Source organism: Actinomycetospora cinnamomea (genome assembly GCF_003096675.1).
In the GTDB taxonomy this organism is placed as follows: domain Bacteria; phylum Actinomycetota; class Actinomycetes; order Mycobacteriales; family Pseudonocardiaceae; genus Actinomycetospora; species Actinomycetospora cinnamomea.
Genome location: NZ_QEKW01000031.1, coordinates 1 through 19,446, shown reverse-complemented (window position 1 = coordinate 19,446; position 19,446 = coordinate 1). Strand labels below are relative to the sequence as shown.

Annotated in this window: 20 protein-coding genes; 12 read left to right on the top strand and 8 right to left on the bottom strand. The window is 72.4% G+C overall.

Annotated features, from left to right (window positions below; translation table 11 throughout):
- Positions 1-37 precede the first annotated feature (37 nt).
- Genes C8D89_RS27810 through C8D89_RS27795 form a run of 4 tightly spaced genes read left to right on the top strand, consistent with a single transcriptional unit; the run spans position 38 to position 2,453 of the window.
- Positions 38-505, top strand: a complete 468-nt coding sequence (locus tag C8D89_RS27810; RefSeq protein WP_116711390.1) for a CinA family protein — start codon at positions 38-40, stop codon at positions 503-505.
- 15 nt (positions 506-520) lie between these two features.
- The gene (locus tag C8D89_RS27805; RefSeq protein WP_165825982.1) at positions 521-1,171 is read left to right on the top strand and encodes an HAD family hydrolase; all 651 of its coding nucleotides are present in this window, start codon (positions 521-523) and stop codon (positions 1,169-1,171) included.
- Between the two features lie 35 nt (positions 1,172-1,206).
- A complete protein-coding gene (locus tag C8D89_RS27800) occupies positions 1,207-2,127 on the top strand; it encodes a diacylglycerol/lipid kinase family protein (RefSeq protein ID WP_243418440.1) in 921 nt (306 codons plus the stop codon).
- Complete coding sequence (locus C8D89_RS27795; RefSeq protein WP_207787470.1) at positions 2,124-2,453, top strand: TraR/DksA C4-type zinc finger protein; 330 nt, start codon at positions 2,124-2,126, stop codon at positions 2,451-2,453. Before C8D89_RS27800 ends, C8D89_RS27795 begins: the two co-directional genes overlap by 4 nt.
- 33 nt (positions 2,454-2,486) lie before the next feature.
- On the opposite strand, the gene C8D89_RS27790 is transcribed toward C8D89_RS27795, so the two are convergent.
- The 8 genes from C8D89_RS27790 to C8D89_RS27755 form a co-directional block, all read right to left on the bottom strand.
- A complete protein-coding gene (locus C8D89_RS27790) occupies positions 2,487-3,035 on the bottom strand; it encodes a GIY-YIG nuclease family protein (RefSeq protein ID WP_116711388.1) in 549 nt (182 codons plus the stop codon).
- Positions 3,032-4,240, bottom strand: a complete 1,209-nt coding sequence (locus tag C8D89_RS27785; protein ID WP_243418439.1) for an MFS transporter — start codon at positions 4,238-4,240, stop codon at positions 3,032-3,034. Before C8D89_RS27785 ends, C8D89_RS27790 begins: the two co-directional genes overlap by 4 nt.
- Positions 4,237-5,136, bottom strand: coding sequence for a nuclease-related domain-containing protein (locus C8D89_RS27780; RefSeq protein ID WP_116711387.1), 900 nt, complete (start codon positions 5,134-5,136; stop codon positions 4,237-4,239). The genes C8D89_RS27785 and C8D89_RS27780 overlap by 4 nt, the downstream gene beginning before the upstream one ends.
- Positions 5,136-5,660 (bottom strand): DUF2505 domain-containing protein, encoded by a 525-nt coding sequence (locus C8D89_RS27775; RefSeq protein WP_165825981.1) that lies wholly within the window; start codon positions 5,658-5,660, stop codon positions 5,136-5,138. The genes C8D89_RS27780 and C8D89_RS27775 overlap by 1 nt, the downstream gene beginning before the upstream one ends.
- 59 nt (positions 5,661-5,719) lie before the next feature.
- Positions 5,720-6,811 carry a spore photoproduct lyase family protein gene (locus C8D89_RS27770; protein ID WP_116711385.1) on the bottom strand — a complete coding sequence of 364 codons (1,092 nt, stop codon included), beginning with the start codon at positions 6,809-6,811 and terminating at the stop codon, positions 5,720-5,722.
- Positions 6,808-7,584 (bottom strand): PIG-L deacetylase family protein, encoded by a 777-nt coding sequence (locus C8D89_RS27765; RefSeq protein WP_116711384.1) that lies wholly within the window; start codon positions 7,582-7,584, stop codon positions 6,808-6,810. The genes C8D89_RS27770 and C8D89_RS27765 overlap by 4 nt, the downstream gene beginning before the upstream one ends.
- Before the next feature lie 64 nt (positions 7,585-7,648).
- Positions 7,649-8,878, bottom strand: a complete 1,230-nt coding sequence (locus tag C8D89_RS27760) for a glycosyltransferase family 4 protein (RefSeq protein ID WP_243418438.1) — start codon at positions 8,876-8,878, stop codon at positions 7,649-7,651.
- Between the two features lie 11 nt (positions 8,879-8,889).
- Positions 8,890-9,759 (bottom strand): sugar phosphate isomerase/epimerase family protein, encoded by an 870-nt coding sequence (locus C8D89_RS27755; protein ID WP_116711382.1) that lies wholly within the window; start codon positions 9,757-9,759, stop codon positions 8,890-8,892.
- A 250-nt stretch (positions 9,760-10,009) separates the two neighbouring features.
- Between C8D89_RS27755 and C8D89_RS27750 the strand changes: the two genes are divergently transcribed.
- The 8 genes from C8D89_RS27750 to C8D89_RS27715 all read left to right on the top strand — a co-directional run bounded on the left by C8D89_RS27750 (position 10,010) and on the right by C8D89_RS27715 (position 19,386).
- Complete coding sequence (locus C8D89_RS27750) at positions 10,010-10,891, top strand: IclR family transcriptional regulator (RefSeq protein ID WP_116711381.1); 882 nt, start codon at positions 10,010-10,012, stop codon at positions 10,889-10,891.
- A 104-nt stretch (positions 10,892-10,995) separates the two neighbouring features.
- Entirely contained in the window at positions 10,996-12,660 is a 1,665-nt protein-coding gene (locus C8D89_RS27745; RefSeq protein WP_116711380.1) for a ferritin family protein, read from the top strand.
- Positions 12,661-12,803: 143 nt separating this feature from the next.
- Positions 12,804-13,850, top strand: a complete 1,047-nt coding sequence (locus C8D89_RS27740; RefSeq protein WP_116711379.1) for an NADH:ubiquinone reductase (Na(+)-transporting) subunit F — start codon at positions 12,804-12,806, stop codon at positions 13,848-13,850.
- A 9-nt stretch (positions 13,851-13,859) separates the two neighbouring features.
- Positions 13,860-15,050: a ferritin family protein gene (locus C8D89_RS27735; RefSeq protein WP_116711378.1), complete on the top strand. Its 1,191-nt coding sequence runs from the start codon at positions 13,860-13,862 to the stop codon at positions 15,048-15,050.
- On the top strand, positions 15,047-15,445 hold the full coding sequence (mimD, locus tag C8D89_RS27730) for a propane 2-monooxygenase effector subunit MimD (protein ID WP_423717297.1): 399 nt from the start codon (positions 15,047-15,049) through the stop codon (positions 15,443-15,445). Before C8D89_RS27735 ends, mimD begins: the two co-directional genes overlap by 4 nt.
- 96 nt (positions 15,446-15,541) lie before the next feature.
- Positions 15,542-17,230, top strand: coding sequence for a chaperonin GroEL (gene groL / locus C8D89_RS27725; RefSeq protein ID WP_116711377.1), 1,689 nt, complete (start codon positions 15,542-15,544; stop codon positions 17,228-17,230).
- Between the two features lie 46 nt (positions 17,231-17,276).
- A complete protein-coding gene (locus C8D89_RS27720; RefSeq protein ID WP_116711376.1) occupies positions 17,277-18,305 on the top strand; it encodes an NAD(P)-dependent alcohol dehydrogenase in 1,029 nt (342 codons plus the stop codon).
- A 19-nt stretch (positions 18,306-18,324) separates the two neighbouring features.
- Positions 18,325-19,386, top strand: a complete 1,062-nt coding sequence (locus C8D89_RS27715; RefSeq protein WP_116711375.1) for an amidohydrolase family protein — start codon at positions 18,325-18,327, stop codon at positions 19,384-19,386.
- Positions 19,387-19,446 lie beyond the last annotated feature (60 nt).

Here is a 19,446-nt window from a genome sequence, read left to right as displayed (position 1 = left end):
AGGCTCGGGAGTCGACGAGAGGCGCCGGGAGGTACGTGTGGAGGATCCGGAGGAGCTCGCGAAGGCGGTGTCCGAGGCGGCGTCGCGGGACGGGCGCCGGTTGGCGATCGTCGAGTCGCTCACCGGCGGGCTGGTCTGCAGCGACCTGGCCGCCTCGCCCGGCTCGAGCGAGTGGTTCCGCGGCGGCGTCGTCGCCTACGACCGCACGGCCAAGCACGGGGCCCTCGGCGTGCCCGACGGCCCGGTGGTCTCCGAGCCCGCGGTGCGCACGATGGCCGAGAAGGCCGCGGACCTGCTCGGTGCGGACCTGACCCTCGCGGTCAGCGGCGCGGGCGGCCCGGAGCCGCAGGACGACCAGCCCCCGGGCACCGTGTGGTTCGCGATCACCGACCGCGGCGACACCGAGGCGTGGGTCGAGCAGACCGAGTCCGACGATCCGCAGGACGTCCTGCGCCACACCCGCATCCGATCGCTGCAGGCGCTGCTGAAGCACCTCGACGGGTAGCGGATCATCGGCGTCGTGGTGGACCACGTCGTCTGGGACTGGAACGGCACGTTGCTCGCCGACGTGCACGCCGTCGTCGACGCCTCCGCGGCCGGTCTCGCGGCGGTGGGCGTCGATGCGCGTCTCGACCTCGAGCGCTACCGCTCGACGTTCCGGCGCCCGTTGCGCACCTTCTACGCCGACCTCGTGGGGCGTGACGTCGGCGAGGACGAGTGGGTGCGGCTGAACGCGGTGTTCGGCGCTCACTACCGGTACGTCGAGCCGGCGTTGTCGTTGGCCGCGGGGGCGACGGACGCGCTCGAGCGGTTCGCCGACGCCGGGTTCGGCCAGTCGGTGCTGAGCATGCTCGCGCACGACGTGCTGCACGCGACGCTGGGCCGGCGCGGGCTGCACGACTGGTTCGCGCGCGTCGACGGCGACCACCACCACGACGGGCGCAGCAAGGCCGCCGCGCTCGCCGAGCACCTCGAGGTGCTGCGCCTCGACCCCGCGGGCGTCGTCCTGGTCGGCGACACGCTCGACGACGCCGCGGCCACCGCCGCCGTGGGCTGCGCCTGCGTGCTGGTGGCCGAGCACTCGACCCACCACGCCGCCGACCTGCGCACCGCCGCGCCGGTCGTCGCCACGCTGCCCGAGGCCGTCGAGCACGTGCTGGCGCTGCGCTGACCGGGCGGACGGCCCGCGGGACGTAGGCTCCCGGTGTGGCCCTGCCGTCCGACCCGTCCCCCGTGCCCGCGTACGACCGGGTCGTCCTGATCTACAACCCGGAGAGCAGCGGTGACGGTGCGCGGCGGGCGGAGCAGGCGCGCTCGCAGCTGCACGAGCAGGCGCCGCAGCTCGAGGTCGTGGCCACGCCGACCGAGTACGCCGGGCACGCGCGGGTCCTGGCCGAGCAGGAGGCCCGCGCGGGCCGGGTGCTCGTCGTGTCGGTCAGCGGGGACGGCGGTTACCACGAGGTGGTCGAGGGCCTCATGGCCGCGGGGGACGGCGTCGTCGCCGGCGCGGTGGGAGCCGTGCTGCCGGCGGGCAACGCCAACGACCACCGCCGCGCGACCCGGGAGCGCCCGCTGGTCGACGCGATCGCCGCGGGCCAGGTGCGCCGGCTGGACCTGCTGCGCGTCGCCGTGGCGGGGGAGGAGCGCCCGCGCTGGGCGCACTCGTACTTCGGGCTGGGCATCACCCCGACCGTCGCCCTCGAGATCGAGCGCGGGGGCAAGGGCTCGCTGCGCGAGATCGTCACGACCGTGCGCGCGTTCTCGCGCTTCCGCCCGTTCGCCGTCGACGTGGAGGGTGAGGGGCCGCTGAGCGGGCCGCGGCGCTTCGACAGCCTGATCCTCGCCAACACCACCGAGATGGCGAAGTACGTGACGCTCTCCGACGGCGACCCGGCCGACGGGCGGTTCGAGGTGATCACGCTGCCGCACCGGTCGAAGCTGCGGCTGCTGGCCTATGCGGTGCGCGCCGCCGTGCGCGGGCTGGGCCCGCAGCCGCGCACCGACCGGTTCGCGTTCACCACCCTCAAGCCGATGCCGGTGCAGCTCGACGGGGAGGTGCTCGACCTCGACGCCGACCGGGCGGTGACCGTCGAGATCGCCCCGCGGGCGCTGGCGACGGTCGTGTGACCGGCCCGCTGGACGAGGCGGACGCCGAGGCCCGGGCCCGGGTCGAGGCCCTCTCCGCGCAGCTCGCGGGGATCGTGGACACGGCGTCGGCGAGCTCGTCGGACGACGAGCACGACCCCGAGGGCCAGACGATCGCCTACGACCGCGCGCAGGTGGCCGCCCTGCTCGCGGCGGCACGCCACGACGCCGCGGAGATCGCGGCGGCCCGCGCGCGAGTGGCGGCGGGGACGTACGGGGTGTGCGAGCGCTGCGGCCGCCCGATCGCCGGAGAACGCCTCGAGGCCCGCCCCGCCGCGCGCACCTGCGTCACCTGCCCACGTGCGTGATCTTCTGTGCTATAGCTCGGAAGATCACGCACGTCAGGGACGGCGGAAGGGCACCGAGGGGTCGCGGACGGGGCGCTCGCCGGCGGCCGCGGTGAAGCGGGCGCAGGCCGACAGGGCCGGGTCCCGGTCCTCGCGCAACCCCGGCGCCAGCGCGTCGCGCACCGGGCCGAGCAGCACCCGGCGGTCCTCGTGGAGCACCGCCGACAGCCGCAGGTGCGCCCGCATCCACGCGGTCAGCCGGTCCTCGTCGGCGCGCGGCAGCACCACGTCGGCGGCCCAGGTCGGCGCGAGGTCGAGGTCGTCGAGCAGCAGCCCGGCCAGGGCGCGGCGCAGCGCCGAGACGCCCGTGCGGTAGAGGTCCTGGCGGGTGACGCGGTTGCGCAGCATCGTCGCGTCGCCGACCTCCAACAGGCGCCATCCGGCGTCGACGGGGTGCGGCGGGCCCTCGACGGGCACCGCGTCGTCGCCCCACCACGCCACCAGCCCCGCATCACGGCCCAGCGCGGCGACCGCCTCGTCCAGCGGCGGGAGCGGGCGGGTCAGGGCGGCGACGACCTCGGCGACGGGCCCGGTGACGGTCACCCCCGCAGTGTCCGCGCCACGTCCCCGCGCGGGCGCAGCGACCCGGCCAGCAGCACCAGGGCGAGCGCGGACAGTGGCACGAGCGCGAGCCCCGCGCCCACCGACACCCGGTCGGCGATCGTCCCGATCAGCGGGGGGAACGCGAGGAAGCCCAGGCGCGCGAGCCACCCGACCACCGCGATCCCGTCGCCCGGCCGCACGCCCGGCACGCGCCCGGCGGCCGCGAACCCGAGCGGGAAGATGGTGGACACCCCGAGGCCCGTGAGCGCGAACCCGGCGACCGCCGCCGCAGGGTGGCCGACGAGCAGCGCGGTCGCCATGGCCACGGCGGCCAGCGCCGCCCCGCCCCGCGCCACGGTGACGGGCCCGAGGCGGTCCACCACCCGGTCGCCGACGAGGCGCCCGACGGTCATCGCCGTCTGGAACGCCACGAACGGCAGGCCGGCCACGAACGGCCCGCCGGCGAGGTCGTCGCGCACGTAGATCGCGCCCCACGACGACGCGGAGTCCTCGATCCCGCCCGACGCCACGAGCAGCGCCGAGAGCGCCAGCAGCGGACCCGCGGCGACGACGACCGCCCGCAGCGGCCCCGTCCCCGTCGACTCCGCCGACCCGTGCTCGGCCTCCGGCTCCGGGCCGGGCAACGCCCACCGCCACGCGAGGGCGGCCACGACGACGAGCACCACCGCCACGGCGCCGAGGTGCAGCAGCAGCGGCACCCCGAGCCCGGCCGCGGCCGCGCCGAGCAGGCCCGCGCCGACCGCGGCCATGCTCCACACCGCGTGGAGCCCGTTGACGATCGAGCGCCCGTAACCGGTCTGGACGCGCAGGCCGTGCGCGTTCATCGCCGCGTCGGCCCACGCGTCGGTCAGCCCGAGCAGGAAGAGCGCCCCGGCGAGCGCGGGCCACGACGGCGCGAGCGCCACCGCCGGCAGCAGCACCGCCCCGACCAGCCCGACCCCGGCACCGGCGCGCCCGCTGCCGACCCGCGCGATCAGCGGCCCCGCCAGCACCCCGAACACGAGCGCGGCGGCGGGGAACGCGGCGATCGCGGCGCCCAGCGCGGTGTTGGACAGCGCGAGCTCGTCGCGCAGGGCCGGCAGCCGCGGGACGATGCTGGTGTAGGTCGCGCCGTTGACCACGAACATGCCGACGACCGCCACCCGGGCGCGGCGCAGCGTCGCGGTGGGTGCCGGTGCGCTCACGGGCTCCACGTCGTGGAACGGCGGGCGACCTCGTAGGTCTGCGCCACGGCGAGGTCGGAGAGCGGCGACCCGAACGCGGTGAGCAGGCGCGGCAGCGGACCGACGCGCGTCACCGTCACGCCGCGCGGGCGGCCCTGGCCGACGAGGATCGCGCCGACGGCGACGACGACGGGGTGCACGGCGGGCGGGTCGAGCGTCTCCGTCGCGCCCGCCGCGCGGGCCAGGCCCTCCGACACGCGGTCGGCGGCCTCGACCCCGATCCGGCGCCACCGCGGCAGGTCGAGCGTCGACCCGCCCAGGTCGAGCTCCTCGTCGCCCAGGGTGATGCGGCCGCCGGGGAGGTGGACGACCTGGAGGGTGAACAGCCCGGGCGGGCCGATGACCACGTGGTCGATGACGACGTGGCCCTCGTCGGAGGCCATGGGCACCGCGTGGAGGATGCGCCACCGCGCCCCGCGACCACGGCGCAGCGCCGGCGAGCGGGTGAGCTTGCCCAGCGCCTCGGCCACGGCGTGCTGCCCGTCGGCGCGCAGCCGGTAGGGCCGGTCGGCCTCGGGACCGCGGGCGGCCCGCGCGGTCGCGGCCTCCTCGAGCAGCCCGTGTCCCGGGAGGCGCAGGGCGAGGTCCTCCCAGCCCGGGTCCCAGCCGCCCTCCGGGGCCTCGACGCCGGCGCCCAGCGCCGAGGGCTCGGCGGCGACCTCGGACGGGCTGCCCATCGGGGGCAGGTGGTTCTGCCACAGCCAGGCGTTGGCCTCCTGGACGAACCGCTCCCGGTAGCCCGCGGGCACGTCGTGCGCGACGCGCGTGACGAGGTCGAGGTGGCCGAGCGGCAGCCCGTCGGACGACGTGACGTAGAGCCGGTCGGAGCCCAGACGGCGACGGCGGCGGGCCGGCATCAGCGCGCCCGTCCCGCGGCGAGCCAGCGCGAGATCCGGTCGTGCTCGCCGCCGGTGAGCCCGCGGATGCCGGTGACGACGGCCCGCTCGATGCCCCCGCCCAGCAGCGGGATCGCCGCGGTGATCTCGAGGTCGACCGCGAGCCGGCTGCCGTCCCCGGTGGGCGCGACGGCCATGGTGCCGCCGGCGTTGATCGGTGTCCCCGGGACCGCCACCCGGGCCCGCCCGTCGCAGCGCTGCGGCGTCAGCCGCCACTCCTCGGTGCGTTCGATGACGAGCACACCCGACAGCAGCCGCTCGACCACCGCCGGGACCTGGCCGGGCGGTACCGGTTGACGCAGCACGACCCGCACCCGGCGGTCGTCCTCGCCGGTCCCCTCGCGCTCCTCGAACGCGACCACCTCGATGCGTCCCGTGCCGTCGACGTCGAGCTTGACGCGGTGGAACTCGGGATCGGCGAGCGCGGCGGCGAAGGCGGGGACGCCGTGCGGGTACTCGCGGCTCAGAGCCAGCCGGGTGCTCACGTGTCCCGAGCGTAATCGCCACATCGGGAGACGCAGCGGAGCGGAGCTCGACCCGGAGCTCAGAACGCGTAGCGGATCGTCAGCCACGGCGCGTGGCGGGCCACCAGCTCGCGGAAGCGGGCGACGGCGCGTCGCTTCACCTCGACGCGGTAGCGCACGACCGCGCCGCCCTGCCCCGTGCGCTTGGCCTCCTGGGCCTCGGGCCGCCAGAGCACGTCCTCGGCGCGGGGGTGCCAGCCGAGGTTCACGTCGTGCAGGCCCTCGTGGTGGGTCAGCAGGATCACCTCGCAGGCGGCCTGCGCCTTCGCCGCGGGCGAGAGCCGCTCGGTGAGCTCGTCGAGCAGCGCCGCCCACTCCGACTGCCAGCGCTCGCGCAGCACCACCGGGGAGAAGTTGAGGTGCACCTCGTAGCCGGCGGCGAGGAAGTCGTCGACCGCGCCGATGCGCTCGTCGATCGAGCTCGTGCGGATGTCCAGCAGCTGCGCGTCACGCCGCGGCATGAGCGAGAAGCGGACGCGGGTGCCGCCGCGGGGGTCGAGGTCGAGCAGGTCGCGGTTGACGTGCTTGGTGGCGAACGACGCCTTCGCCCCGTCGAGGCGGGCGAACAGCGCGACGAGGTCGGCGACGTTGTCGCTGACGCGGGCGTCGACCGAGCAGTCGGAGTTCTCGCCGATGTCGTAGACCCAGTCGCTCGCGTCGCACTGGTTCGGGCCCGGACCGTTCGGCCCTGTCTTCGGGCCCTGCCGGGCGACGTGCCGGGCGATCGACCGGCTGATCGCGTCGATGTTGGTGAACACCGTGATCGGGTTGGCGTAGCCCTTGCGGCGCGGGACGTAGCAGTAGGCGCAGGCCATCGCGCAGCCGTTGGCGGTCGAGGGCGCGATGAAGTCCGCCGAGCGGCCGCTGGGCCGCACCGTCAGCGTCTTCTTCACCCCGAGCACGAGGTGCTCGGCCTTCACCCGCGCCCAGCGCGCGACGTTCTCCTCGGCGCCGTGCAGGTCGGGGATCCGCCAGTGGGACGCGATCTCGACGACCTCGGCGTCGGGGAAGCGCGCGAGCACCTCCTGGCCGCGCGCCGAGGCCAGCGCCGCCGGCTCGGCGTGGATCGTGGCCACCTCGAGCAGGGGCCGGGCGCCCGGGAGACTTCTCACGGCTCCACCGTGCCGAGCACGGCGCGGGCACCGCCACCGGTGCGGTGGATCTCCACGGGCCCGTCGACGCCGAGGCGTGCGCCCTCCCGGTGGGCGAGGTCGGCCAGCACCGGGGCGACGTGCTCGGCGCCGCCGAACTGGAAGCCGACCTGGGTGGCGTAGGCGGCGGCGGCCTCGGCCTTGGCGTCGAGCACGCCGTCGAGGGCGACGGCGACGTCGGTGCCCGTGACCTCGGGCGCGCCGGTCGCGTCCGGGCGGCGCACCGCGTACGGGGTGTCGCGCCACCACGCCGTGCGCCCGGGGTCGGCGAGCCCGGTCAGCTCCGCGACGACGGCGGTGACGACCCGGTGATCGACGTGGTCGCCGACCGACTGCGGGGCGAGGACGAGGCCCGCGCCGTCCAGGTACGGGGCGACGGCGTCGGCGACGGCACCGGCCACGTCGTCGCCCGGGCGGCGCCCGGCGAAGAGCGCGGCGGGGGAGTCGTAGCCGCGGTGCGGGGCCTCGAGCAGGCCCAGGTGCTCCCCGCGCACCCCGAGGCGGCGCAGCGCGGCCGCGTCCTCGTCGCGGCGCAGGGCCATGTAGTCGATTTCGGGCGCCAGGCCCTTGTCGGTCTGGCACGCCAGCGCGAACCCCGTCGGCGCCGCGACCGAGCCGGTGAAGACGGTGACGACGACGACCTCGTGCCCCGCCGCGGCCAGGCGCGCCAACGTCCCGCCGGCGGAGAACACGGCGTCGTCGAGGTGCGGGCTGACCGCGACGACCCAGGTCACGTGCGCTCCGGCGAGCGTGTGGCGATACGGACACTCAACGTCTGCGATGGCCCACCGCTGACGTTCACAACAGGTGCGGCGCCGCGCGGAAGCGGCAGTCGGGGTCGGCGGGGACGTCGGCGATGGCCGGGACCCCGACGTCGCGGACACGGTCGTAGACGTCGGTGAGCTCGCCGGCGACGACCGGCCAGGACCAGCGGGCGCGGACCTCGTCGAGGGCGCGCCGGGCCATCCCGACGCGCAGCTCGGCGTCGTCGAGCACGCGGGCGACGCCGTCGGCGAGGGCCGCGGGGTCCTTCGGCGCCACGAGCAGGCCGTTGTCCTCGTGGCGCACGCAGTCGCGCACGCCGACGACGTCGGTGGACACCACGGGCAGCCCGGTGGCCATGGCCTCGAGCACGGTGTTCGAGAACCCCTCGGCGTAGGTCGGGCTGACGAACACGTCGCCGCGGCGGTAGACCTCGTGCGCGTCCTCGTAGGCCGTGTAGCCGAGCTGGGTCACGTGCTCGTCGAGCCGGAGCTCGGTGACCCGGTCGGCGACGGTGCCCGTGTCCGGGCCGATGCCGGAGACGACGAGCCGCAGCCGCCGGCCGCGGTCGAGCAGGTCGGCGACGGCGTCGAGCAGGTCGAGCACACCCTTCCGGGCGTCGACGCGACCGTGGTAGAGCAGCACCGGCGGGTCGGACAGCGCGCCGGGCTCGCGGGCCGGGGCGAAGCGCTCGGTGTCGGTGGCCCCGGAGACGACCGTCCAGCGGTCGGGGTCGACGCCGTGGCGCTGCGACACCTCCGCGGCGAACGACGACGAGCCGATGACCAGCGCCGGCGCGTGGGCGAACACCGCGCGCACCAGCGTCTCGTGCATGCCGCAGCAGGTGCCCACCCAGTGCCCGTCGCCGCCCTGCACGCTGACCACCGCGGGCAGCCCGAGGTCGTGCGCGGCGCGCAGCACGGCGAGCCCGGTGGGGTAGGCGTACTGGGCGTGGAGCAGGTCGAACGGCGCCCGCGCGTGCTCGACGGCGATCGCGGCGCGCATCGTCTCCACGTCCGCCTCGAAGTCCGCGGGCCGGCCGTGGACGACCTCCTGCTCGCCGTGCGCCTCGAGCGCCACGACGTGCACGCCCGCCGGCACCCGCTCGGGCGGGGGCGGCCCGCCGCCGTAGACCGCCCGGCCCTGCGGGTCGCCGCGGTACTGCGACACGAGCACGACGTCGTGGCCCTCGCGCACCAGGTGGCGCAGCAGGTTCTCGGCGTACGCGCTCATGCCCGACACCGCGGGCCAGTAGCGGCGGGACACGAAGCAGATCCTCAAACCCGGACCTCCACCCCGTCCTCCATCTCCTTGATCGTCGCCAGGGCGCCGGGCACGAGGGTGTCCGCGCGGTGGGAGTCCCGGGACAGCTCGAACGACACCAGCCCCGGGTGCTCGACGGCCCGCAGCGCGGCGAGCACCGCGGGCAGGTCCATGTCGCCCTCGCCCGGCGCGCGGTGCTCGTGCACCCCGCGGGGCATGTCCTCCACCGCCACGGCCCCGAGCAGCGGCGCGAACTCGCGCACGGCCGCCTCGGGGGTCCAGCGCCCGGACACGATGCAGTGCCCGGTGTCGAGGGCCAGGGTGATCCGGGGGACGTCGAGCGCGAGGCGCATCCAGTCGTCGCAGTCCTCCACGAGCATCCCCGGCTCGGGCTCCACGGCGCAGACGACGCCGCGGGTGCGCGCGTGCTCGACGACCTCGCGCACCCCGTCGGCGAGCCGGCGCCACGCCTCGTCCCGGTCCTGCCCGGCGCCGGGCACGCCGGCCCAGAACGACACCGCCTCGCTGCCCAGGTCGGCGGCGACGTCGACGCAGGTGCGCAGGAAGTCGACGCGCGTCCTCCGCCCGTCCGGGTCCGGCGTGATCAGCGTGGGCTGGTGCTTGCGGCGCGGGTCGAGCAGGAAGCGCGCGCCGGTCTCGACGACGCAGCCCAGCCCCAGGTCGCGCAGCCGGTCCGCCAGCGCCGCGGTGCGGCGCCCCAGCTCGGGGGCGAACGGATCGTGGTGGGCGACGTCGAGGGTCAGCGCGACCCCGTCGTAGCCGCAGTCGGCGAGCAGGGCGAGGGCGTCGTCGAGGCGGTGCGACGTCAAACCGTTGGTGTTGTACGCGTAGCGCAACCGGTGCGGCGCGGGGGCGGCGGTCATCGCGCCGGAGGTACCACTCGGTCGTCCGGCGGAACCCGACCGTTCGTCCACCGCTCGCCGCGCTGCCGCCCCGGCCGTACCGGCGCGCAACGGTCGACGGGCTGCGGCCAGCGGAGGGTGCAGTATCTGCACGCACAAACCGTGATGTTGACCACAAGCCTCGTCGCAGCGTTCAGTAGCCCCCGCACGACGGCCGGTGCACGGCCGGTCGGAGCAGGACGGATCGCCCGACGACGGGAGGAGGGCACCGATGATCGATCCGCAGCAGGGTCGGGGCACCGGCGGTGGCCGCTCCCTGAAGACGGCCGCGGAGGCGCTGGCCGCGCTGCGGATCCTCGGTGCCGCGCCGGACGGGATCACCCCCGAGGCGCTCGCCGGTGAGCTCGGCAAGAGCACGGCCACCGCGCGCTACCTGCTCAACACCCTGTGCCAGGAGGGCTACGCGGTCCGCGACCGGCAGACCGGCACCGTGCGGCTGCAGGACGCCCCGCCGTGGGGCGAGGCGTGGGGCGAGACCGACGCGCCGGACGACCTGCGGCGCTACGAGCTCCCCGAGCGGCTGTCCGACGCCGTCACCGAGCTGTACTGGCGCACCCGCCAGCGGACCTACCTCGCCCGCTGGGAGGACGACGACGCGACGGTGATCGTCGACGCCCGCGGCCACCAGGGCCTCGCCCGCATCCCGGACCTCGCCGAGCGCATCCCGCTCGCCTCGGCGCACGCGCTGGCGGTCACCAAGGCCCTCATCGCCTCGTCCGGTGCCCGCGCCGAGCGGCTGCGCGAGCAGTCCACGCTCGCGTCGTTCACCGGCACCACGATCACGAGCACCCCGGCGATCGAGCTCGAGCTCGCCCGGGTCCGCCGGCGCGGCTACGCGGTGGACCGCGAGGAGTACGCCGAGGGCTTCTGCTGCATCGGTGCGCCGATCTTCGCCCCGAACGGGCAGGTCGCCGCCAGCATCGCCATCTCGACCCCGGCCCGGCGCTTCGCCACCCACGGCGAGGAGCTCACGGGCGTCGTCCGTGACGTCGCCGCCACGGCGACGCAGGACTGGATCGACGCCGAGTCGGGGGTGCCCCCACCCGACGACCCGGAGGCGATACGCCGCGGCTCCGTCCCCGGAACCGCCTGACCCCTCGAGCCCGATGACCGTCGCCGCGACCCGGCGACCGCACCACCACAGTCCACGGCTGCGGAACCCCGTAGGCCGAGCCAGGAACTCCACGAGGAGAGAAGATGAGCCGTCAGAGTTTGGCGAAGGCTCACCAGAAGATCCAGGAACTGTCCTGGGAGCCGGTGTACCACGAGCCGTACATGAAGTACGGGACGGACTACACCTTCCGTAAGGCGGCCAAGAAGGACCCGCTCAAGCAGGTCCTCCGGTCCTACTTCCCCATGCAGGAGGAGAAGGACAACCGCGTCTACGGAGCGTCCGACGGAGCGATCCGCGGGAACATGTTCCGCCAGGTCCAGGAGCGGTGGCTGGAGTGGCAGAAGCTGTTCCTGTCGATCATCCCGCTCCCGGAGATCTCGGCCGCCCGGTCGATGCCGATGCTGTTCCAGGCGGTTCCCAACCCGGAGCTGCACAACGGCCAGGCGATCCAGATGATCGACGAGGTTCGGCACAGCACGATCCAGCAGAACCTCAAGCGGCTGTACATGAACAACTACATCGACCCGGCGGGCTTCAACAACACCCTCCGGAACTTCCACTCGGACTACTGCGGCACCATCGGCCGCCAGTTCGCCGAGGGGTTCATCACCGGCGACGCGATCACCGCGGCCAGCATCTACCTGACGATCGTCGCCGAGACGGCGTTCACGAACACCCTGTTCGTGGCCATGCCGGCCGAGGCGGCGGCCAACGGTGACTACCTGCTGCCCACGGTGTTCCACTCCGTGCAGTCCGACGAGTCGCGGCACATCTCCAACGGCTACGCCACGCTGCTCATGGCGCTGTCGGACGAGGACAACCGCCAGCTGCTCGAGCGCGACCTGCGCTACGCGTGGTGGAACAACCACCGCGTGGTGGACGCCGCCATCGGCACGTTCATCGAGTACGGCACGAAGGACCGCCGCAAGGACCGCGAGTCCTACGCGGAGATGTGGCGGCGGTGGATCTACGACGACTACTACCGCTCCTACCTGCTGCCGCTCGAGAAGTACGGTCTGGTCATCCCGCACGACCTCATCGAGGAGTCGTGGAACCAGATCTGGAACAAGGGCTACGTCCACGAGGTCGCGCAGTTCTTCTCCACCGGTTGGCTCGCCAACTACTGGCGGATCGACGGCATGACCGACGAGGACTTCGAGTGGTTCGAGTACAAGTACCCGGGCTGGTACGACAAGTACGGCAAGTGGTGGGAGAACTACAACCGTCTGGCGAAGCCGAACGGCCACCACCCGATCGTGGCCGAGGACGTCGACTACGTGTACCCGCACCGTTGCTGGACCTGCATGGTCCCGTGCCTGGTGCGGGAGGACATGGTCATGGACAAGGTGGACGGCCAGTGGCGGACCTACTGCCACGAGGCCTGCCGCTGGACCGACGCCGAGGCCTTCCGCCCGACGTACCAGGGCCGCGAGACGCCGAACATGGGCAAGCTCGTCGGCCACCGCGAGTGGGAGACGCTGTACCACGGCTGGAACTGGGCCGACGTCGTCAAGGACATGGGCTTCGTCCGCGACGACGGCAACACCATGACCGCGCAGCCGCACCTCGATCTCGACCCGAAGAAGATGTGGACGCTGGACCACATGCGGCGCATGCCGCATCTCCAGAGCCCGAACGTCCTCCTCAACGAGATGAGCGACTCCGAGCGCGAGGCGTTCGCGGCCGACTACGTCCGGCAGGGTCCTGCCGGCCGGCCCGCCGGGAAGGGCGAGCACCTGAAGTCCTGAGTCATCGCCTGACCTCGCCGTGAGGTGACGGGGGAGGGCCGGGTGCGCCCGGCCCTCCCCCGTCGTCCTCCACGAACCGTTCGTCGGCCCTCCGCCGTCCGGTTCGTCCGGTTCCCGACACGATTCCCCAAGGAGCGCCCTGGATGGGTGAGAAGCACCGGGTCCGTTTCGAACCCGTCGGTATCGAGATCGAGGTCGACGAGGACCAGACCATCCTGCGTGCCGCCTTCGAGCAGGGCGTGCAGCTGATGCACGGCTGCAAGGAAGGCCAGTGCGCGGCGTGCAAGTCGTTCGTCCTCGAGGGCGACCTGGACGAGATCGAGCTCGACCGGTACTCGACCTTCGCGCTCCCGGACATGGAGCGGGAGGAGGGGCAGACCCTCCTGTGTCGTGCCCACGCCTACGACGACCTGACCATCGAGCTCCTCAACTACGACGAGGAGGTCCTCCGCTCCGGGCTGCCGATCCGCAAGGGCACCGTCGAGGTGCTGGCCAACGACCCGGTCACCCACGACATGCGTCACCTCGTCGTCCAGCAGATCGCCGGCGAGGAGATCAAGTACTTCCCCGGCCAGTACATGGACTTCACCGTCCCCGACACCGGCGAGGTCCGGTCGTTCTCCATGGCCAACACGCCGAACCGCGACAAGCGGTTCGAGTTCGTCATCAAGATCTATCCCGACGGGGCGTTCTCGCAGTTCCTGGCGAACCGCGTGAAGGTCGGTGACAGGCTCGAGGTCGAGGCCCCCTTCGGCACGTGCACCCTCCGCGAGAACCGCACGTCGGACATCGTCTTCGTCGGTGGCGGTGCGGGAATGGCGCCGCTGCTCGGACTGCTGCGCTCGCTGGCCGAACGCCAGGTCGAGCGCAGGGCGGTCCTGTACTACGGGGCCCGCACCAAGGCCGATCTCTGCTTCGAGAAGGAGCTGCGCGCACTCGAGGACCAGATTCCGGGATTCCGCTACGTCCCGGCGCTGTCGGAGCCCGACGGCGACGACTGGGACGGCGAGACCGGCCTGATCACCGAGGTCGTCCGTGCGAACGAGCCCGACCTGGAAGGGAAGGATGCCTATGTGTGCGGGCCGCCGCCGATGGTGGACGCGGCCATCGCCTTGCTGACACAGCGTGGAATGAGCGAGCAGAACATCTTCTACGACAAGTTCACCACCACCGGAGAGCCGGAGGACTGAGGGCCCACAATGACCACCACCGAAGAACGGTCCGAGCGCAGCGTCCCGAAGCCCGTCTTCACCGACGCCGAGGCGGGCGCGAAGGAGTTCCCCGACTCGGGTCCCTCCGCGCGCCACTACAACTACTTCAAGCCGGCGAAGCGCAAGCAGACGCACTACGAGGACGTGACCGTCGAGGTCCAGCCGGACCCGAGGCACTACCTCACGCAGGGCTGGATCTACGGCTTCGCCGACGGCTCGCGCGGCTACCCGCTGACCTGGACGAAGCTCAAGGCCTGGGGGGTCGACGACCCCGAGCCCGAGCGGGGCCCCGGCTCCGGCGGCAAGCCGGTGGAGAACTGGCCGGCCCACGGCTGGCACGAGTTCCGTGATCCCAACGAGGAGTGGGAACTCACGATGTACCGGTACAACGCCAACGTTGTCCGGCAGGTGAACCAGAACATCGAGAACGCGCGCAACGCCAAGGCGTTCGAGCAGTGGAGCCCCAACTGGGTGCGCTTCGTCGAGCGCAACGTCGGTGCCTGGATGCACATCGAGCACATCCTGGGCCTGTACGTGTTCGCCGCGAACAACCGTTCCGGCCCGACGAACATGCACAACACCGCGATGGCGGTGAACAGCGAGCACAAGATTCGCATTGCGCAGGACCTGGCGCTCTACAACCTCACCCTGTCGGAGGAGATCGAGGGCTTCGACGGCGCCGCACACATCGACGCGTGGAACAACGACCCGGTCTGGCAGGGCGCGCGGAAGGTGTGCGAGGCGCTCCCCGCGATCCGCGACGACTGGGGCGAGTCGATCTTCGCGACGAACATCGTGTTCGAACCGCTGATCGGTGAGCTCTTCCGCTCGAACCTCGTCATGCAGGCCGCGGCCGGCCACGGCGACTACGTCACCCCGACCGTCATGGGCGCGGCCGAGTACGACTTCGACCAGCGGGACCTGCGCTGGACGGTCGCGTGCTTCGCCCCGCTGACCCAGGACCGCGAGTTCGCCGACCACAACAAGCAGCTGATGAACGGCTGGCTGGCGGAGTGGGTGCCGCAGTGTCTCGAGGCGGCCCGGACGATGCAGCCGCTCTGGTCGCAGACCGACGCGAAGCCCCCGCGATTCGAGGACTCGCTCGACAAGGCCAAGAACCGCTTCGCCGGGATCCTCTCCGATCTCGGGCTCGACACCCCGAAGGAGCTGAACCAGTGACGACCGAGAGCAAGGCCGAGGCGTTCGACTCCACCCGCGACGGTGGCCTGCAGTTCGGAGCGGACATCGCCGCGTCGAACATGTGCGGCTTCACGCTGATGAACAACCAGGTCGGCGTGATCGTCGCCAACGTCCTGGGTCGGCTCGACAACGTCAAGGTCGAGCACCTGCCCTCGATGATCCGCGTGGATGGCCAGGGCAAGTTCGAGGTCCTGTACGCCGACATCGACGAGGAGGCCGGCGAGGACGAGAACTGGTTCGACGCCGCCGAGTTCGAGGAGAACATGTCGACCCACTACGGGCGCATGGTCCACCTCGACGACCGGACGATCATGTTCGCCAACCCCGAGGACGCGGCCGAGTACATCGACTTCGACCTCAAGCCCGTCACCTGACCGCGGCGGCCGGGCCGCCGCGTGTGCGCCGCGGCGGCCCGGCCTGTCGTTCATTGTGCGCCCGAGTAGAGCTCGACTCCACGGAGAAGTGAGGACATGGCCAAGGAACTTCGTTTCGGTGCCGACGCACGCCGCGCCCTGCAGGCCGGCGTCGACCAGCTCGCCGAGGCGGTGAAATCGACACTCGGGCCCAAGGGACGCAACGTCATCCTCGAGAAGATCACCGGGACGCCGGACGTCACGAACGACGGCGTGACCATCGCACGGGAGATCTTCCTGCGGGACCAGTTCGAGAACATGGGCGCGCAGGTCCTCAAGGAGGCCGCGGTCAAGACGAACGACGTGGTCGGTGACGGCACCACGACCGCGACGGTGCTCGCCCAGGCGATCGTGCGCGAGGGACTCAAGGCGATCACGCAGGGCGGGAACCCGGTGCTGGTCAAGCGGGGGATCGACGCCGCGGTGGCGCGCGTGGTGGATCACCTGTCCTCGGTGGCGCACCCGGTGGACGACGTCGAGTCGCTGGCGCGCGTCGCCGCGATCTCGGCCAACGACGACGACGCGATCGGGCGTGTGGTCGCGGAGACGCTGCACACCGTGGGCGACGACGGCGTGATCACCGTCGACGACGGCCCGGTGCTCGGGCTGCACGTCAACTTCGTCGAGGACTTCGAGTTCGACAACGGCTACGTCTCGCCGTACCTCGTCACCGACCCCGGCTCGATGCTGGCCGTGCTCGACGACCCCTACATCCTGTTCTCCGCCGAGAAGATCAGCGACGTCCGGCTGCTGATGCCGGTGCTCGAGAAGATCATGCGGGACCCCCGCCCGCTCGTGATCATCGCCGAGAAGGTCGAGGGCTCGGCGCTGCAGATGCTCGTGCACAACCACGTCAACGGGCACCTCAAGGTCACCGCGATCCAGGCGCCGGGCTTCGGCGACAAGCGCATCCACCTCCTCGAGGACATGGCGGCGCTCTGCGGAGGAAAGGTCCACTCGAAGGCCTCGGCGTTCGCCCTCGAGCAGATGGGCGCCGAGCACCTCGGCCGCGCCACGCAGGTCCGCGCGACGAGCGAGCAGACGGCCATCATCGGCGGCCACGGCGACCCGGCGGCCCGGGAGCTACGGGTGCAGCAGCTGCGTGCCGAGATGGACCGCGCCACGATCGGCACCGACGAGGACTTCTTCTCCGAGCGCATCGCCCGGCTGTCGGGCAAGGCCGCGATCCTGCAGGTCGGGGCGCCGACGAACGCGGAGCTCAAGGAGGTCCGCCACCGCGTCGACGACTCCCTTCAGGCCACCCGGGCGGCGATGGCCGAGGGCATCGTCGCCGGCGGCGGCGCGGCGCTGCTGCACGCCGAGGGGGCCCTGGACGACCTCGAGGGGTTGACCGGCGACGGTCGGATCGGTGCCGAGATCGTGCGGGCGGCGCTGTCCGAGCCGGCCAACCTCATCGCGTTCAACGCGGGCTTCGAGGGCGCCGACGTCGTCAAGCAGACCCGCGACATGGGGGTCGACGAGGGCTTCGACGCGCTCGAGGGCCGCTTCGGCAACATGCTCGAGCTGGGGATCATCGACCCGCTGCGGGTCGTGCGGTCGGCGCTGCAGAACGGCGCGTCGGTCGCCGGCCTCATCCTCACGACCAACTCGCTGGTGGCCGAGGAGCAGACGCCCTGGAACAAGGCCCTGATGACCGAGTACGGCCAGCTCGACGAGGGGATCCCGCAGCCCCCGCCCGACGCGAGCACCCCGCAGTCCCTCGGTCTCGGCCCTTCGGTGGGATGAGCCCGGCAGTGACCACCGCCTCGATCCAGCTGGAGAGGAGTCCCTCGTGAAGGCCGTGCGGGTACACGAGTACAAGCAGGACCCGTCGATCGACGACATCCCGGAGCCCGAGCTCCAAGGGGCACTGGACGTCATCGTCAAGATCGGCGGCGCCGGCGTCTGCCGGACCGATCTGCACATCGTCAACGGGGACTGGGCGGAGATCCAGAACCCCGAGCTGCCGTACGTGATCGGCCACGAGAACGCGGGCTGGGTGCACGAGGTCGGGGACGCCGTCACCAACGTGGCCGTGGGCGACACGGTGATCCTGCACCCGCAGCCGTCCTGCGGGCTCTGCCTGGCCTGCCGGGCGGGCCGGGACATGCAGTGCACCGGCGGGGCGTTCTTCCCCGGCCTGTCGAACAACGACGGCGGGATGGCCGAGTACCTGCGCACGACCGCGCGGGCCTGCGTGAAGCTCGACCCGGACACCAACCCCGCCGACGTCGCCGCTCTGGCCGACGCGGGGATCACCGCGTACCACGCGGTCCGCAAGGCCGTGCCGCACCTCTACCCGGGTAGCTCGGCCGTCGTGATCGGCGCCGGAGGTCTGGGCCACATCGGCATCCAGGCGCTCGCCGCCCTGACCGCCACCAAGATCATCGTGGTGGACAAGAACCAGGACGCTCTCGACCTGGCCAAGCAGATCGGCGCGGACGAGACCGTGCTCGCCGACGGCAACCAGGTCGGCGAGGTCCAGGAGCTCACCGGCGGCGGCGCCACCGTCGTCTTCGACTTCGTCGCCGAGCAGGGCGTCGAGCTCGAGGCCTGGCAGATGACCGGGCCCGCCGGTTACCAGTTCGTCCTGGGCTACGGCGGCCAGTTCCAGGCCCCGACGCTCGACTTCGTCGCCGGCGAGAAGAACGTCATCGGCAACATCGTCGGGACCTACAACGACCTCGCCGAGCTCATGGTCCTGGCTCAGGCCGGCAAGGTCACGCTCCACACGAAGCAGTACCGCCTCGACGACGCGCTGGACGCCCTGCACGACCTCGACGCGAACAACGTTCGCGGCCGGGCCATCCTCGTCCCCTGACTCGGAAGGACACCACCACATGTACGAGAAGGACGGCGAGAAGTACTTCATCGTCGACTCCCACATGCACTACTGGGACGCCTCTCCCGAGAACTGGGTGCAGGGCGCCGAGCAGTACGCCAAGGGCTGGATCGAGTGCTTCCACGCCTACCAGGGCCTGGGCCCGGCCGAGACGCACCAGCCGCTCGAGGAGTTCCAGAAGGTCTCCGAGGAGCAGCTGATGCGCGAGGAGTTCGAGGAGGGCCACGTCGACGTGGCGATCCTCCAGTCGACCTACCTGCGCGAGTGGTACAAGAACGGCTTCAACACCAGCGAGCGCAACGGCTACCTCGCCGAGAAGTACCCCGGCAAGTTCATCCTGAACACCCGCTTCGACCCGCGTGACGGCGACGCCGGCATGCGCGAGTTCGAGGAGAACGTGCGCCGCTACGGCGCCATCGGGGCGAAGCTCTACACGGCGGAGTGGAACGGCGACTCGCGCGGGTTCAAGCTGACCGACCCGGAGGCCTACCGCTTCCTGCAGCGCGCCGAGGAGCTCGGCGTCAAGAACATCCACGTGCACAAGGGCCCGACGATCTGGCCGCTGGACAAGGACGCGTTCGACGTCTCCGACGTCGACCACGCGGCGACCGACTTCCAGGGCCTGAACTTCATCGTCGAGCACGTCGGCCTGCCGCGCATCGAGGACTTCTGCTTCATGGCCACGCAGGAGCCCAACGTGTACGCGGGCCTGTCCGTCGTCGTCGGTGGCCTCATGCACGCGCGCCCCAAGTTCTTCGCCAAGGTGATGGGCGAACTGCTGTTCTGGGTCGGCGAGGACAAGATGACCTTCGGTTCGGACTACAACATCTGGACCCCGAAGTGGCAGATCGAGGGCCTCGTCGACTGGACGATGCCCGACGACGACCAGTACGCCGACTACCCCCGCCTCGACACCAACGGCAAGAAGAAGATCCTCGGCCTGAACGCCGCGAAGCTGTACGGCATCGAGGTGCCGGCGGAGTGCCAGATCTCCGAGGGACAGCCGGCCGCGAAGGACGACGCGCAGCTGGTCGAGGACCGGGCGGTGGCGCAGGCATGACGGTCACCTCCGACACCCCGTCGACCACCCTGGTCGACGGGGTGTGGGAGGCGCTGCGCA

What these genes read in the sequence shown, in the direction of transcription:
- C8D89_RS27780 (WP_116711387.1), bottom strand. Translation starts at nt 5,136, where the DNA reads ATGCCGGCCCGCCGCCGTCGCCGTCTGGGCTCCGACCGGCTCTACGTC.
- C8D89_RS27755 (WP_116711382.1), bottom strand. Translation starts at nt 9,759, where the DNA reads ATGACCGCCGCCCCCGCGCCGCACCGGTTGCGCTACGCGTACAACACC.
- C8D89_RS27750 (WP_116711381.1), top strand. Translation starts at nt 10,010, where the DNA reads ATGATCGATCCGCAGCAGGGTCGGGGCACCGGCGGTGGCCGCTCCCTG.
- C8D89_RS27745 (WP_116711380.1), top strand. Translation starts at nt 10,996, where the DNA reads ATGAGCCGTCAGAGTTTGGCGAAGGCTCACCAGAAGATCCAGGAACTG.
- C8D89_RS27740 (WP_116711379.1), top strand. Translation starts at nt 12,804, where the DNA reads ATGGGTGAGAAGCACCGGGTCCGTTTCGAACCCGTCGGTATCGAGATC.
- C8D89_RS27735 (WP_116711378.1), top strand. Translation starts at nt 13,860, where the DNA reads ATGACCACCACCGAAGAACGGTCCGAGCGCAGCGTCCCGAAGCCCGTC.
- groL (WP_116711377.1), top strand. Translation starts at nt 15,542, where the DNA reads ATGGCCAAGGAACTTCGTTTCGGTGCCGACGCACGCCGCGCCCTGCAG.
- C8D89_RS27715 (WP_116711375.1), top strand. Translation starts at nt 18,325, where the DNA reads ATGTACGAGAAGGACGGCGAGAAGTACTTCATCGTCGACTCCCACATG.